Below are 14,320 nucleotides of genomic sequence, written 5' to 3' on the forward strand. Positions count from 1 at the left end.
GTGCTGATCTTCGCCGCCTCCGACAAAGGGGGCACCGGGCGCTCGGTGACCAGCGCCAACCTCGCCTACCACCGGGCGCTGGCCGGGGACGACGTCTGCTACCTGGACTTCGACTTCGGCTCGCCCACCGCCTCCGCCGTCTTCGACGTGCCCGACGCCCGCCAGGCCGCCGAGGACCGCGGACTGCACTCCTACCTGGTGGGCGAGGTCGGCGAACCCGTCCGGGTCGACGTCTGGGCGGACACCGAGCACCGGGTGCTGCGCAACCGGCCGCCCGGCTCGGGCCGGCTGGTGCTGATGCCGGGCGACCTCAGCGGCGGCGAGTTCGCCACCGACGACGACAACCTCCGGCGCTGCGTGGATCTGCTGCTGCGGCTCAACTCCGAGTTCGACCTGATCGTCGTCGACCTCAGCGCGGGCCGCTCCTACGCCGTCGACATGGCCCTGGAAGCCACCTCGGTGCCCGAGATGCGGGGCGTCGAGGCGCGCTGGCTGGTCTTCCACCGGTGGACCCGGCAGCATGTGGCGGCCGCCGCGGGACTGGTCTTCGGCAAGCGGGGCATCGTCGCCGGCGGGGTCGCCCGCGGCCACGACGAGGACGCGCTGCGCGGCTCCATCCGGTTCGTGCGGGCCGCCGTACCCGATCCCTCCTCGGCGCTGTGGTCGCAGGTCTCGGCGACCCAGTCGGCGTGGATGCGCGAGTGCGACCGCGACCTCAAGCAGCTCGCCTCCTCGCACGGCATCGGCTACAGCCAGGTCCTGGGCGCCGTACCGCTGGAACCGGTGCTGCAGTGGCGGGAGCAGCTGATCACCGACGAGGACGTGCTCGACAGCCAGATCGCCAACATGGAGACCTGGCAGGCGCTGAGCGACCTGGCCGGCCGGCTCACCGACGACAAGTACTGGGAGCAGGCATGAGCGATGTCGTCTTCCGGGAGACCAGCGCCGAGCCGCGCACCCAGGCCGTACCGCTGTCCCATCTCTCCCTCGAACTCGGCCACCTCTACATGGAGGACTTCGAGGCCGGGCCCAAGCGGCTCGGCGAGCACTTCGCCGAGGTGCGGATCTGGGTGGAGGCCGCCCGCGCCTCCGCCGCCCGCCGGGCCGGGACGAACCGGCCGCGGATCAGCACCTGCTTCCTCGTCGACGACTACTTCAGCCGGTTCTCCACCCCGGCCGAACTCCTCCCGCTGATCCTCAAGGAGGCCGAGGAGGCCGGGCTCACCATCGACTACCTGGCCCGCGAGTCCGGCTGCGCGGTCGCCGGCCGCGTCGACCTCGCCGAGTCCGTGATGCACCGCCTCGTCGAGTCGCCGCCGCCCGGCTCCTCCGGGTCCCGCCCGCCGGTCAGCCGCACCGGCTGGCTCGCCAACGGCCAGCGCAGCCCCGGCCGGGGCGCCGCCCTCGCCGAGGTCACCGCCTGGCAGCCGCCCCAGGAGACGGCCGCCCGCAACCACTCCGTCTTCATGGACGTCGAGCTGTGGTCCGACAAGGACGGCCGGCGCCTGTGGTCCTGCCCCTTCCTGGCCGCCGTCTGGCAACTGGCCCGGCTCGGCCTCCTGCGCCACCTCGGCGAACCGGTGCTGACCCCGAAGCCCTGGGACGGCGCCGGCTTCCCGCACGACTGGGACCGGCTGCCGCCGCTGCTCCAGCTGAACCCGGACGCCGACCCGTTCAGCGCCTACCGCACCTGCACCCTGATGCCCAACCGCTTCCTCGCCGTCGAGGACGCCGTCCGGCTGGTCCTGGACCAGACAGACGTCGACGCCCGGGCGCTGGAACAGGTCGACCGGCGCTCGCGCGGCGAACAGGTCGAGGTCCCCGCCGCGGTCGCCCAGCGCGCCTCGTACGTCTTCTACGAGGAGCCCGCCGAGCCCGCCCCCGAAGGGGCCTGAGATGGCGGCCCCCGGACCGTCGGCACGCCCGGTCCTCGTCTGCGGCGAGGTGCGCACCGGTCTGCTGCCGTCCTTCCAGGCACTGGACGGCCGGGCCGCGGCACAGCTGCTCAGGCTGCGCGCCGACGAACCCGTCCGGGTCTCCGAGCGGCCCAATCTGTACGTCCGCTCACCCGAGGTGCTGACCGGCGTGGACTGCCGGCTGCCCACCTCCAACGGCGCCCGGGTACGGGCCGTCGGCACGGTGGCCGCCCGCGCCGCGCTCACCGAGGGCCGGGTGCTCCAGGCGACCGCCTGGTTCAGCGCCCCGGCCACCGGTCCCGATCTGCGCCGGCCGTGGGGGCAGTACCTGGTCCGGCCCGGGCTCGTCGAGCCGTTCGGGAAGCTGCCCGAGCAGGCCACCGCGGAGGGCGTGCTGCGCGGCGCCGGGCGGGGCGAGCTGGACCTCGGGGCGATCGCCGAGGGGCTGCTGGCCCAGCTGGCCCGCCACCCCCTGCTCGACCACAAGGCGCCCTTCAAGTCCCGCCGTACCCACCTGCGGTGGACCGCACGGCGGGCACCGGACGGCGAGGGCCCGGCGCTGACCCGTTTCACGCTGGCCGAGGACGGGCTGCGGACGATGGAGCTGCGGCTGCCGGCGGACACCCCGGCGAGCGCGGCGGCCGGGCTGTGCGAGGACCTCGCGCTGCACGACTGGCTGCTGACGACCGTCGTGCGGCTGCTGGACAGCAGCCGGCTCGGCGCGGCGGACGGGCCCGCGGCCGTGCTCGCGCTGCGGCCGGCCGTCGATCATCTGCTGCACCTGTGGATGCCGCGCGCCCATGTGGACCGCGCGCTGGGCCATCTCTGGGACGAGCTGGAACGAGAGCCGGGGTTCACCCGCCAGTGGCAGAGCCTCGTCCAGCGGATCCGCGACCAACTGGCCGTACAGACCATTCCGTTGCTGCACCAGGCGCTGAGTACGCGCTGAGGGGCGGCCCGATCGACACACCCGACGGGGGAGCGACATGAACGGAGCGACGACAGGGGACGTGAGGACGGCACCACCGCCCGAGGAAGAACGCCGGTCGAAACTGTTCCGCAAGACGCTGGTCACCGTGTTACTGGCGACCGGGACGTTCTTCCTGACCAACGTCCTGAGCCCGGACGCGAGTGAGCAGTGGCAGTGGACGATGCCCGTGGTGGTCGGCAGCGCCGTGCTGATCATGCAGTACCTGGTCGACTTCGGCGAGCGGCTGGAAGCCGTGGAGGAGGCCCAGACGCGCCGGATCCGGGGGATGCGGGACAGTCTCGCCGACCATCACCGGGAGATGCGGTCGGCGGTCGACGAGAGCTTCGCCAAGATCAACGCGGCGACCGAACTGTTCAGCCAGGTCGACCGCTCGGTCCTGCGCTCCGACGGGGTGACGCGGCTGGCCCGCAAGTACACCCAGGTCGGCGAGCACGGCTCGGAGATCGTGAAGCGGTTCGCGCAGGAGGAGATCGCCAGTCTCGCGCTGCTGATGGAGAGCCTCAGCAACGGCACCGCGGACTGCCCCGGCGAGAACCACGAGTGGCTGATCGACCTGACCGCGTGCACCAAGAAGACGCTCTACGCCACCAGCACCTCCGTCGACCGGGACTTCTGGTCCAGCGGCCCCGGCAAGCGGTACCTGGTCGCGCAGGGCGACGCGATCAGGAAGCGGGGCGTGGAGATACGGCGGCTGTTCCTCGTCGACGGCCCCGACGAGATCACGGAGGCGCTGCGCAAGCTGTGCGAGCGGCAGCGCAGGTACGGCATCGACGCACGGATCGTCGACCAGTCCGAGCTGGACAACGCGCCGGTGACCTCGGTGAACGACTTCATCATCTTCGACGGTGAGCTCTGCTACGAGATCGAGCCCGATGTGCGGGCCGCGCCCACCAAGACCACGCTGAAGATGACGCCGGGCCATGTGGCGGAGCGCATCGAACGATTCGACACTCTGTGGGAGGCCAGCAGCGCCGACTGAGGCGGCAGGGACAGCGGGGCAGCGGGGAAGGAATGACAGCGGTGAAGCCAGCCGTCGGTTCGCACGTCGTGGACATCTGCACCGGGAGGATCGGCATCGTCATGGGCCACGAAGGCCCGTACGTCCAGCTCAGACCGTACGGCGGGGGCCGCGAATGGGACGTGGCGCCGGACGCCCTGCGCCACGCCACCCCCGCCGAACGCCTCCGCGCGAGCACGCTCACGGTGAGCCACCCCGACCGTCCCCGCTGACCCGCGGCGTACGGGAGAATGGCGCCATGAGTCTGTTCCGCGATGACGGTGTCGTCCTGCGTACCCAGAAGCTGGGGGAAGCGGATCGGATCATGCTGTGCCTTGCCGGGGGGCAACCCCCGGACCCCCGGCCGGGAGCCCGTGGGGGTGCGCGGTGAGTCTGTTCCGCGATGACGGTGTCGTCCTGCGTACCCAGAAGCTGGGCGAGGCGGATCGAATCATTACCTTGCTCACGCGGGGGCACGGGCGGGTGCGGGCCGTGGCTCGGGGGGTGCGGCGGACCAAGTCGAAGTTCGGGGCCCGGCTGGAGCCGTTCTCCCATGTGGACGTGCAGTTCTTCGCCCGGGGGAGCGAGCTGATCGGGCGCGGGCTGCCGCTGTGCACGCAGAGCGAGACCATCGCGCCGTACGGCGGCGGCATCGTCAGCGACTACGCCCGCTACACCGCCGGGACGGCCATGCTGGAGACCGCCGAGCGGTTCACCGACCACGAGGGCGAGCCGGCCGTGCAGCAGTATCTGCTGCTCGTCGGGGCGCTGCGGACCCTCGCCCGCGGTGAGCACGCCCCGCACCTCGTGCTCGACGCCTTCCTGCTGCGGTCGCTCGCCGTCAACGGCTACGCCCCGAGCTTCAGCGACTGCGCGAAGTGCGGGATGCCCGGACCCAACCGTTTCTTCTCGGTGGCCTCCGGAGGCTCGGTATGCGTCGACTGCCGGGTGCCCGGTAGCGTCGTACCCTCGCCGGCCACCCTGGAACTGCTCGGTGCGCTGCTCACGGGAGACTGGGACACCGCCGACGCCTGCGAGGCGCGGCACGTCCGGGAGGGCAGCGGGCTGGTGTCGGCCTATCTGCACTGGCATCTGGAGCGCGGGCTGCGTTCGCTCCGGTACGTGGAAAAGTAAGGGAGACGAGGGGCACATGGTCGTACGCGGGATCCTGGGGCGGCAGCGTCGGGAGTACAGGGCGCCGGAGCCGCATCCGTCCGGGGCCCGTGCGCCGAAGCTCCCCGGGGAGCTCGTCCCGAAGCATGTGGCGATCGTCATGGACGGGAACGGGCGCTGGGCCAAGGAGCGCGGGCTGCCGCGCACCGAGGGGCACAAGGTCGGCGCCGAGCGGGTGCTGGACGTGCTGCAGGGCGCGATCGAGATGGGCGTCGGGGCGATCTCGCTGTACGCCTTCTCCACCGAGAACTGGAAGCGCTCGCCCGACGAGGTGCGCTTCCTGATGAACTTCAACCGCGACTTCATCCGCAAGACCCGGGACCAGCTGGACGAGCTCGGGGTGCGGGTGCGGTGGGTCGGGCGGATGCCCAAGCTGTGGAAGTCGGTCGCCAGGGAGCTGGAGATCTCCCAGGAGCAGACCAAGGACAACGACAAGCTGACCCTGTACTTCTGCATGAACTACGGCGGGCGCGCCGAGATCGCGGACGCGGCGCAGGCGCTGGCCCAGGACGTGCGGGCCGGGCGGCTCGACCCGTCCAAGGTGACCGAGAAGACCTTCGCCAAGTACCTGTACTACCCGGACATGCCGGACGTGGACCTGTTCCTGCGGCCGAGCGGGGAGCAGCGCACGTCCAACTACCTGCTCTGGCAGAGCGCCTACGCCGAGATGGTCTTCCAGGACGTCCTGTGGCCCGACTTCGACCGGCGCGACCTGTGGCGGGCCTGCGTGGAGTTCGCCTCCCGGGACCGCCGCTTCGGCGGCGCCATCCCGAACGAGGAACTGCTGGCCATGGAGGGCCGCCAGGAGTGAGGCTCGTCCGGGGGTGCGCGGCGGGCCTGGTGTTCGGGTTCGCCGCGCTGCTCGTGCTGTTCTCCTTCGGCGGCACCGTCGAGATGGAGAGCTTCCCGGGGCTGCGGGAGAACATGGCCCCGCTCGTCGTCTCCATGCTGGTGTTCGCCGCCCTGGTGTCCGTCGGCGCGCTCGCGCTGGCCGGCCGGCGGTCGTACGCGGGACGGTTCGCCGTCGTCTGCCTGGTGGCCCTCATGGGCCTGCGGATGTGGACGCTGACGCCGATGCTGCACTGCTGGTCACACGACAGCGTGGGCCGCCTGGGCGACGGCTCCTACTACTGCGTCGACCGGGGGGACTCCGGCGCCTGAGGGCCGCTCAGCGCGCGGCGCACTCCGCGCAGGTGCCGAAGATCTCCACCGTGTGGGCCACGTTGACATAGCCGTGCTCGGCCGCGATTGCGTCCGCCCACTTCTCGACCGCGGGGCCCTCGACCTCGACCGCCTTGCCGCAGACCCGGCAGACCAGGTGGTGGTGGTGTTCGCCGCTGGAGCAGCGGCGGTAGACGGACTCGCCGTCGGAGGTGCGCAGGACGTCGACCTCGCCGGCGTCGGCGAGCGACTGGAGCGTGCGGTAGACCGTCGTCAGACCGACCGAGTCGCCCTTGTGCTTGAGCATGTCGTGCAGTTCCTGCGCGCTGCGGAACTCGTCGACCTCGTCGAGGGCCGCCGCCACGGCGGCCCGCTGCCGGGTGGATCGGCCCTTCACGGGCGGTCCAGCGGTCGTCACGGGGTGCCTCCTCAGGTCTGCCTGCCGGGCCATTGTGCCAGCCCGTGCTGTCGGCGCGGTCAGACGCCGACCTTTCCGCCGGGACCCCGGCCCGGCGGAATCACGCACTCGGCCGGGTCCCCGGCGCCCTGCGCGGCGGCCAGGGCCCGCGCGCGGCGCCGGGCGAGCGGCGCGGCCAGCGCGGTCAGCAGGACGAACGCCCCGATGGTCAGCAGCACGATCGTCGCGCCGGGCGGCACGTCCTGGTAGTACGAGGTGACCGTGCCGCTGATCGTGACGGTCACGCCGATGGCCACCGCGATGGCGAAGGTGGCGGCGAAGCTGCGGCTGAGCTGCTGGGCGGCGGCCACCGGGACCACCATCAGCGCCGACACCAGGAGCAGCCCGACCACGCGCATCGCGACGGTCACCGTCACGGCCGCCGTGACCGCCGTCAGCAGGTTCAGGGCGCGCACCGGCAGGCCGGTGACCCGGGCGAACTCCTCGTCCTGGCTCACCGCGAACAGCTGGCGGCGCAGACCGAGTGTGACCAGCACCACGAAGGCGGCCAGTACGCAGATCGCGGTGACGTCCGACTCGCTCACCGTGGACAGGGAGCCGAAGAGGTACGAGGTCAGGTTGGCGTTGGAGCCCGTCGGCGCGAGGTTGATGAACATCACGCCGCCGGCCATACCGCCGTAGAAGAGCATGGCGAGGGCGAGGTCGCCGCGGGTTTTGCCGTACCAGCGGATGAGCTCCATGAGGACCGCGCCGAGGACGGAGACGACGGTCGCCATCCAGATCGGGGACCAGGAGAGCAGGAAGCCCAGGCCGACGCCGGTCATCGCCACGTGGCCGATGCCGTCGCCCATCAGGGCCTGGCGGCGCTGGACCAGGTAGATGCCGACGGCGGGGGCCGTGATGCCGACCAGGACGGCGGCGAGCAGGGCCCGCTGCATGAAGGCGTAGTCGAGGATTTCCATCAGCTCAGCAGTCCCGTGCGGATCGGCTCGGCGCCCGCGGGGGCGTGCGGGTGGACATGGTCGTGGCCGGGCAGCGCGTGCTGGCCGACGGCCTTCGGGGGCGGGCCGTCGTGGACGACGCAGCCGTCGCGCAGCACCACCGCGCGGTCGATCAGCGGCTCCAGGGCGCCCAGTTCGTGCAGCACGAGCAGGACCGTCGTACCGGCCGCGACCTGCTCGCGCAGGGTCCGCGCCAGCACCTCCTGGCTGGCCAGGTCGACGCCCGCCATCGGCTCGTCCATGATCAGCAGCTCGGGTTCGGCGGCGAGTGCCCGGGCGATCAGCACCCGCTGGTGCTGGCCGCCGGAGAGCGCGTCCACGGAGTCCTTCGCGCGGTCCGCCATGCCGACCAGCTCCAGGGCCCGGCGCACCGCCGCCCGGTCCGCCTTGCGCAGCAGGCCGAAGCGGGCGCGGGAGAGCCGGCCGGCGGAGACGACCTCGGTCACCGTGGCCGGGACGCCGCCCGCGGCGGTGGTGCGCTGGGGGACGTAACCGAGCCGGTGCCAGTCGCCGAAGCGGCGGCGCGGGGTGCCGAACAGCTCGATCTCGCCGGCGCTCACCGGCACCTGGCCGATGACGCTGCGCACGGCGGTGGACTTGCCCGAACCGTTGGCGCCGAGCAGCGCGACGACCTCACCGCGGGACACGGTGAGGTCGATGCCGCGCAGGACGGGCCGCGAACCCAGGTCGGCGCGTACGCCGCGCAGGGATATGACGGGCTCGCTCATACGGTCCTCCGAAACGGTCACTTGGCGCCCAACGCGGCCTGCAGGGCCTTGAGGTTGGCGTCCATGACCTGGATGTAGTCCTCGCCCTCGGACTTGTCGGTGATGCCCTCGAGCGGGTCGAGGACGTCCGTCTTGAGGCCGGCGTCCTTGGCGAGGGTCTTCGCGGTCCGGTCCGATACCAGTGTCTCGTAGAAGACCGTGGTGACGCCGTCGGCCTTGGCCTCCTCCTGGAGTTCCTTGATCCGGGCCGGGCTGGGCTCGCTCTCCGGGTCGAGGCCGGAGATGGCCTCCTGGGTCAGGCCGTAGCGCTCGGCGAGGTAGCCGAAGGCGGCGTGGTTGGTGAAGAACACCTTCGTCCCGGTGTTCTTCAGGCCGTCCTCGAACCGGGTGTCGAGGCTGTTCAGCTTCTCGACCAGGGCCTCGGTGTTCTTCTTGTAGTCGGCCGCGTGGTCCGGGTCGGCCTTCTCGAAGGCGGCGCCGACGCCCTTGGCGACCTCGGCGTACTTCACGGGGTCGAGCCAGATGTGCGGGTCGAGGGCGTGCTCCTCCTCCTCGGAGTGCGCCTCTTCCTCGGAGTGGCCCTCCTCCTCGGCGTGACCCTCTTCCTCGGCGTGCTCGTGGCTGTCCTCCAGGCTGCCGTGGTCCTCGAGCTTCGTGAGCGTGGCGGCGTCGATCGTGGTCTTCACGCCGGCCTGCGCTATGGCCTCGTCGACGGCGGGCTGGAGGCCCTTGAGGTAGAGGGCCGCGTCGGTCTCCTGGAGCTGCGCGGTCTGCTGGGCGCTGATCTCCAGGTCGTGCGGCTCCTGGCCGGGCTCGGTGAGGCTGGTGACGTTCACGTGGTCCCCGCCGATCTGCTCGGCGAGGTAGGCCATCGGGTAGAACGACGCGACGACGTCGAACTTCTCCGTGTTGCCCGCGGCGGCGCTGCCGGAGCAGGCGGAGAGGGTGCCGAGACCGAGGGCGGTGACGGCCGCCACGGCCACCCGGGATATGTGCTGTCGTCGTACGTTCATGACAGTCATTTTCAACAAATTTGGAAACGGTTGTCAACAAACGCCGGTCACGGGACCGATTTGATACCGGGGGTGGCCGCGCCGGTAACCTGGGGCATTCGCTGCCGTCCATTCGTCATGAAGAGAGCACCGTGGCCGCCGACAAGATCGACACCATCGTCAGCCTGAGCAAGCGCCGTGGCTTCGTATTCCCTTGCAGTGAGATCTACGGCGGGCAGAAGGCCGCCTGGGACTACGGACCCCTGGGTGTCGAGCTCAAGGAGAACCTCAAGCGCCAGTGGTGGCGCTACATGGTGACGTCGCGCGAGGACGTCGTCGGTATCGACTCGTCCGTGATCCTGGCCTCCGAGGTCTGGGTCGCCTCTGGCCATGTCGCCACCTTCACGGACCCGTTGACCGAGTGCACCTCCTGCCACAAGCGGTTCCGCGCGGACCACTTGGAGGAGGCCTACGAGGCCAAGCACAACCGCCTCCCGGAGAACGGCCTCGCGGACGTCAACTGCCCCAACTGCGGCAACAAGGGCCAGTTCACCGAGCCCAAGCAGTTCTCGGGTCTGCTCTCCACCCACCTCGGCCCGACGCAGGACTCCGGCTCCGTCGCCTACCTGCGCCCCGAGACCGCCCAGGGCATCTTCACCAACTTCGCCCAGGTGCAGACCACTTCGCGCCGCAAGCCGCCGTTCGGCATCGCCCAGATGGGCAAGTCCTTCCGCAACGAGATCACGCCCGGCAACTTCATCTTCCGCACCCGCGAGTTCGAGCAGATGGAGATGGAGTTCTTCGTCAAGCCGGGCGAGGACGAGAAGTGGCAGGAGTACTGGATGGAGCAGCGCTGGAACTGGTACACCGGCCTCGGTCTCCGTGAGGAGAACATGCGCTGGTACGAGCACCCCAAGGAGAAGCTCTCCCACTACTCCAAGCGCACCGCCGACATCGAGTACCGCTTCCGGTTCGGCGGCAACGAGTGGGGCGAGCTGGAGGGTGTCGCCAACCGCACCGACTACGACCTCTCCGCGCACTCCAAGGCCTCCGGCCAGGACCTCGCCTACTACGACCAGGAGGCCCAGGAGCGCTGGACGCCGTACGTCATCGAGCCCGCGGCCGGTGTCGGCCGCGCGATGCTGGCGTTCCTGCTGGACGCCTACGTCGAGGACGAGGCGCCGAACGCCAAGGGCAAGATGGAGAAGCGCACGGTGCTGCGCCTCGACCACCGGCTGGCCCCGGTGAAGGTCGCGGTGCTGCCGCTGTCCCGCAACGCCGAGCTCTCCCCGAAGGCCAAGGGCCTCGCCCAGGCGCTGCGGCAGAACTGGAACATCGAGTTCGACGACGCCGGCGCCATCGGCCGCCGTTACCGCCGCCAGGACGAGATCGGCACGCCGTACTGCGTGACGGTCGACTTCGACACCCTGGACGACAACGCGGTGACGGTCCGCGAGCGCGACTCGATGAAGCAGGAGCGGGTCTCCCTCGACCAGATCGAGGGCTACCTGGCCCAGCGCCTGCTGGGCTGCTGACGACCGCCGACGCCCCCGCCGGACGAGCACATCGGCTCGTCCGGCGGGGGCGTCGTGGTGTGGTGGTCCTTCATGGAGACATCGCATTGGCCCTGTAGCCGGGGCCATCGCGCGGCCAGGCTGGTCCGCATGAGCCTCGCCTTTCTGCTGACCACGCTGGTCGTCGTCGCCACCCCCGGTACCGGGGTCGTCTACACCCTCGCGGCCGGTCTGTCGCACGGGCGGCGGGCCAGTGTGGTGGCCGCCTTCGCCTGCGCCCTCGGGATCCTGCCGCACATGCTGGCCACGATCACCGGGGTGGCCGCCCTGCTGCATGCCAGCGCCACGGCCTTCCAGATCCTGAAGTACGCCGGTGTCGCCTACCTCCTCTACATGGCCTGGGCCACGCTGCGGGACAAGGAGGCGATCACCGTGGACCGCACGGCGGCGCCGATGTCGGCCGGGCGGATGATCGTCCGGGGCGTGCTGATCAATCTCCTCAACCCCAAGCTGACGATGTTCTTCTTCGCCTTCCTGCCTCAGTTCGTGGACCCGGAAGGGCCGGGCGCGGTGCCGCGGATGCTGGCGCTCAGCGGGGTGTTCATGGCGGCGACCTTCGTCGTCTTCGCGCTCTACGGCGTCCTCGCCGCCTCCGTCCGCAACCAGGTGATCGCCCGGCCGAGGGTGATGGCCTGGCTGCGCCGCAGCTTCGCCGGGTCCTTCGTGGCCCTCGGGGCGAAGCTGGCGTTCACCCCCCGGTAGTTCCTCAGCCGTGATGGACGACGGTGAACAGGCGGTCGGCGCCGGGGGAGTCCAGTTCGTCGAGCGCGGCGACGGCCAGGTCCTCGGCGCTGATCCAGGAGCGGCCGTCGGCGGCGGTGAGCAGGGTGCCGGTGCCGCGCCGGTAGCGGCCGGTCCGCTCCCCGGGAGCGAGCAGGGCGGGCGGCGCCAGACAGGCCCAGTCGGCGTGGGCGTGGGCCTCGCAGGCCCGCAGCTGGGCCACCCCGGCCGCGGCGACCGACGTCACCTCGGCGGGAACGTACGCGGGGTTGTCGGCGACCAGCAGCGCGGGGTTCCCGGGGCTGCGCAGGACGCCGGCGCCGCCGACCACGAGGACGCGCATCCCGGTCCCGGCCGCGATGTCCAGCACCGCACGGGTCGTACCGACGAGGAAGTCCCGGTCGGCCGGTTCGGTCCGCACGGCCACCACGACGCCGGAGGCGCCGGTGAGGGCCGCGCGCAGGGCGTCCGGGTCGCCCGCGTCGACCGGGACCGGTGTCACACCCGGGCGCTCATCGGCAGGTTTCCGGGACAGGGCGAGCACCCGGTGGCCGCGTGCCACGGCCTCGGTGATCACCCGGCTGCCCACCATGCCGGTGGCGCCGAGCACGGCGGTCGCCCGTCCTGTCGTCTGTCCTGTGGTCATGGGATCCGCTCTCCTTGGGTCCGGTAGTCCGGTACGGGGGTCCTGGCCGCGTCCCGCCCGAACAGGCGTGACACGTCAGGGGCGGTGAACTGCGCGGCCAGCAGCGCGGCCAGGGCGAGGGTGAAGCCGAGGGCCTGGAGCGGGTTCAGCGTCTCGCCGAGCGCGAGCCCGACGACGGCCGCGACCAGCGGGGACAGCAGCACCAGCGGGGCGGACGCGCGGAGCGGCAGCCTGCCGATCCCGCGGAACCACAGGGTGAACGAGATCAGCCCGCCCATACCGCCCAGCCACAGATACCCGGCGAGGGCCTGCCCGCCGACCGCCGGCGGCGCCCCCTCGAAGGCGACGGTGAGCGGCAGCAACACGAACCCGCCGACCGTCAGTTGCCAGCCCGCCAGCGTCATCGCGCCGATGCCCGCCGGGCGGCCCCAGCGTTTGGTGAGGACGACGCCGGCCGCCATGCCCGCCGTACCGCCGAGGCCGGCGAGCACGCCGACGGCGTCCAGCCGGGCCTGGGGCCCGAGCACCACGAGCCCCACCCCGACCACGCCCAGCACCCCCCACGTCCAGGTCCAGGCCGTCGGCCGGTGGTGCAGCACCCCGATCGCCAGGGCGGCGACCAGCAACGGCTGGACGGCGCTGAGGGTGCCCGCGACACCGCCGGGGAGCCGTTCGGCCGCCACGAACAGCAGAGGGAACAGCGCGCCGATGTTGAGGGTGCCGAGGACGGCGGCCTTCCACCACCAGTCGCCGCGCGGCAGCACGCGGGTGACCGCCAGGGCGAGCAGCCCGGCGGGCAGGGCCCGCATCAGCCCGGCGAACAGCGGGTGTCCGGGCGGCAGGAGCTCCGTGGACACGGCGTAGGTGGTGCCCCAGGACGCGGGAGCGAGGGCGGTCAGCGCGACGGTCGCCGCGTGCCGCGGGGCCGGGGCCCGTGCGGTCGAGGTCTGCATGTGGTGCAGTCTCGTCCGGGGCCCGTCATGGCTCCAAAGCATGGTTGCCATGGCAGCGATGAATGAGGACCATCATTCGATGGATCTTCAGCAGATGCGGTACGTCGTCGCCGTCGCCGAGACCCGCAACTTCACGCGGGCGGCGGAGCGGTGCTCCGTGGTGCAGTCGTCGCTCAGTCACCGGATCGCCGCTCTGGAAAGGGAGTTGGGGGTCCGGCTGTTCGCCCGCTCCAGTCGGCGGGTGGAACCGACCAGTGCCGGTGAGGCGTTCGTCGCGCGGGCCCGGGAGTGCCTGGCCGCCGCCGACCGCGCCGTCGCGGACGCCGCCGCGGCGGCCGGGGTGGTACGGGGCCGGCTCGCCGTCGGCGTGATCGTCACCACCGCCGCGGTCGACGTACCGGAGCTGTTGCAGCGGTATCGGGCGCGGCACCCGGAGGTCCGGGTCGTGCTGCGCTCCGGGCGCAGCGACGATCTGGTGGCGGCCGTCCGGGCCGGGGAGCTGGACATCGCCTTTCTCGGTCTGCCCGAGGGGGAGCGGCCCGCGACGGTGGAGACCCTGGTGCTCGACCATGACGAGCATGTGCTGGTCGTACCGGCCGGGCACCGGCTCGCGGCGGCCTCCCGGGTCACCCTGCGGGACATCGCGGGCGAGACGTTCGTGGACTTCATGCCGGGCACGCCCGCCCGGGCCCAGTCCGACCGGGCGTTCACCGCGGCGGGGCTGGCGCGGGACGTGGCGTACGAGGTCGGGGTCGTCGAGCTGATCGTCCGGCTGGCGGCGCGCGGGCTGGGGGTGGCCCTGCTGCCGTCGGCCTTCGCCCGCCCCCTGGCGGCCGGTGACCCCGAACTGGCGCTGGTCCCGGTGGTGGGCGGGCCGCGCCGCATCGAGGTGCTCGCGTGGAGCCGGTTCAACCCCAGCCCGGCGACCCGGGCGATGCTCGACGTCCTCGGGGTCCCGCCCGCGCGGCCCGAGACGTCCGGCTGACCGGCAAGGACCGGACTGACAAGTATGGAATGACAGATATTGAAATCTGTCAGCCGATGGGGCAG

The 14,320-nt window shown here is 71.7% G+C and carries 17 protein-coding genes; 11 read left to right on the forward strand and 6 right to left on the reverse strand.

Annotated elements, in window-relative coordinates; translation table 11 throughout:
* From ACWD11_RS27180 to ACWD11_RS27215, 8 genes are all read left to right on the forward strand, one after another.
* Positions 1-918: an SCO2523 family variant P-loop protein gene (locus ACWD11_RS27180; RefSeq protein ID WP_389416126.1), complete on the forward strand. Its 918-nt coding sequence runs from the start codon at positions 1-3 to the stop codon at positions 916-918.
* Positions 915-1,895 carry an SCO2522 family protein gene (locus tag ACWD11_RS27185; protein ID WP_451286113.1) on the forward strand — a complete coding sequence of 327 codons (981 nt, stop codon included), beginning with the start codon at positions 915-917 and terminating at the stop codon, positions 1,893-1,895. Before ACWD11_RS27180 ends, ACWD11_RS27185 begins: the two co-directional genes overlap by 4 nt.
* Position 1,896: 1 nt before the next feature.
* A complete protein-coding gene (locus ACWD11_RS27190) occupies positions 1,897-2,865 on the forward strand; it encodes an SCO2521 family protein (RefSeq protein WP_389416128.1) in 969 nt (322 codons plus the stop codon).
* 61 nt (positions 2,866-2,926) lie between these two features.
* Positions 2,927-3,886 carry a DUF6879 family protein gene (locus ACWD11_RS27195; RefSeq protein ID WP_389416129.1) on the forward strand — a complete coding sequence of 320 codons (960 nt, stop codon included), beginning with the start codon at positions 2,927-2,929 and terminating at the stop codon, positions 3,884-3,886.
* Between the two features lie 41 nt (positions 3,887-3,927).
* On the forward strand, positions 3,928-4,137 hold the full coding sequence (locus ACWD11_RS27200) for a hypothetical protein (protein ID WP_389416130.1): 210 nt from the start codon (positions 3,928-3,930) through the stop codon (positions 4,135-4,137).
* Positions 4,138-4,291: 154 nt separating this feature from the next.
* A complete protein-coding gene (gene recO / locus ACWD11_RS27205) occupies positions 4,292-5,038 on the forward strand; it encodes a DNA repair protein RecO (RefSeq protein WP_389416131.1) in 747 nt (248 codons plus the stop codon).
* A 16-nt stretch (positions 5,039-5,054) separates the two neighbouring features.
* Positions 5,055-5,888: an isoprenyl transferase gene (locus ACWD11_RS27210; protein ID WP_389416132.1), complete on the forward strand. Its 834-nt coding sequence runs from the start codon at positions 5,055-5,057 to the stop codon at positions 5,886-5,888.
* A complete protein-coding gene (locus tag ACWD11_RS27215; RefSeq protein WP_451286116.1) occupies positions 5,885-6,238 on the forward strand; it encodes a hypothetical protein in 354 nt (117 codons plus the stop codon). Before ACWD11_RS27210 ends, ACWD11_RS27215 begins: the two co-directional genes overlap by 4 nt.
* 7 nt (positions 6,239-6,245) lie before the next feature.
* Here the strand turns inward: ACWD11_RS27215 and ACWD11_RS27220 are convergent, their stop codons facing one another.
* The 4 genes from ACWD11_RS27220 to ACWD11_RS27235 are packed head-to-tail and all read right to left on the reverse strand — an operon-like array spanning position 6,246 to position 9,398.
* The gene (locus tag ACWD11_RS27220; protein WP_389416134.1) at positions 6,246-6,656 is read right to left on the reverse strand and encodes a Fur family transcriptional regulator; all 411 of its coding nucleotides are present in this window, start codon (positions 6,654-6,656) and stop codon (positions 6,246-6,248) included.
* A gap of 59 nt (positions 6,657-6,715) precedes the next feature.
* Positions 6,716-7,618, reverse strand: coding sequence for a metal ABC transporter permease (locus ACWD11_RS27225; protein WP_389416135.1), 903 nt, complete (start codon positions 7,616-7,618; stop codon positions 6,716-6,718).
* Entirely contained in the window at positions 7,618-8,385 is a 768-nt protein-coding gene (locus ACWD11_RS27230) for a metal ABC transporter ATP-binding protein (protein ID WP_451286118.1), read from the reverse strand. Before ACWD11_RS27230 ends, ACWD11_RS27225 begins: the two co-directional genes overlap by 1 nt.
* A 17-nt stretch (positions 8,386-8,402) precedes the next feature.
* Positions 8,403-9,398 carry a metal ABC transporter substrate-binding protein gene (locus ACWD11_RS27235; protein ID WP_389416137.1) on the reverse strand — a complete coding sequence of 332 codons (996 nt, stop codon included), beginning with the start codon at positions 9,396-9,398 and terminating at the stop codon, positions 8,403-8,405.
* Positions 9,399-9,529: 131 nt separating this feature from the next.
* Here ACWD11_RS27235 and ACWD11_RS27240 point away from each other — a divergent pair, with 131 nt between their 5' ends.
* Both ACWD11_RS27240 and ACWD11_RS27245 read left to right on the forward strand, forming a co-directional pair.
* A complete protein-coding gene (locus tag ACWD11_RS27240; protein WP_383364933.1) occupies positions 9,530-10,912 on the forward strand; it encodes a glycine--tRNA ligase in 1,383 nt (460 codons plus the stop codon).
* Positions 10,913-11,041: 129 nt separating this feature from the next.
* Positions 11,042-11,653 carry a LysE family translocator gene (locus tag ACWD11_RS27245; protein ID WP_389416139.1) on the forward strand — a complete coding sequence of 204 codons (612 nt, stop codon included), beginning with the start codon at positions 11,042-11,044 and terminating at the stop codon, positions 11,651-11,653.
* Between the two features lie 4 nt (positions 11,654-11,657).
* On the opposite strand, the gene ACWD11_RS27250 is transcribed toward ACWD11_RS27245, so the two are convergent.
* Both ACWD11_RS27250 and ACWD11_RS27255 read right to left on the reverse strand, forming a co-directional pair.
* A complete protein-coding gene (locus ACWD11_RS27250; RefSeq protein WP_451286121.1) occupies positions 11,658-12,317 on the reverse strand; it encodes an NAD(P)-dependent oxidoreductase in 660 nt (219 codons plus the stop codon).
* Positions 12,314-13,270, reverse strand: a complete 957-nt coding sequence (locus ACWD11_RS27255) for an EamA family transporter (RefSeq protein ID WP_451286123.1) — start codon at positions 13,268-13,270, stop codon at positions 12,314-12,316. The genes ACWD11_RS27250 and ACWD11_RS27255 overlap by 4 nt, the downstream gene beginning before the upstream one ends.
* Before the next feature lie 79 nt (positions 13,271-13,349).
* Between ACWD11_RS27255 and ACWD11_RS27260 the strand changes: the two genes are divergently transcribed.
* Entirely contained in the window at positions 13,350-14,255 is a 906-nt protein-coding gene (locus tag ACWD11_RS27260) for a LysR family transcriptional regulator (protein WP_389416142.1), read from the forward strand.
* Positions 14,256-14,320: the final 65 nt, after the last annotated feature.

The sequence above is a fragment of the Streptomyces sp. NPDC002776 genome, assembly GCF_053592195.1.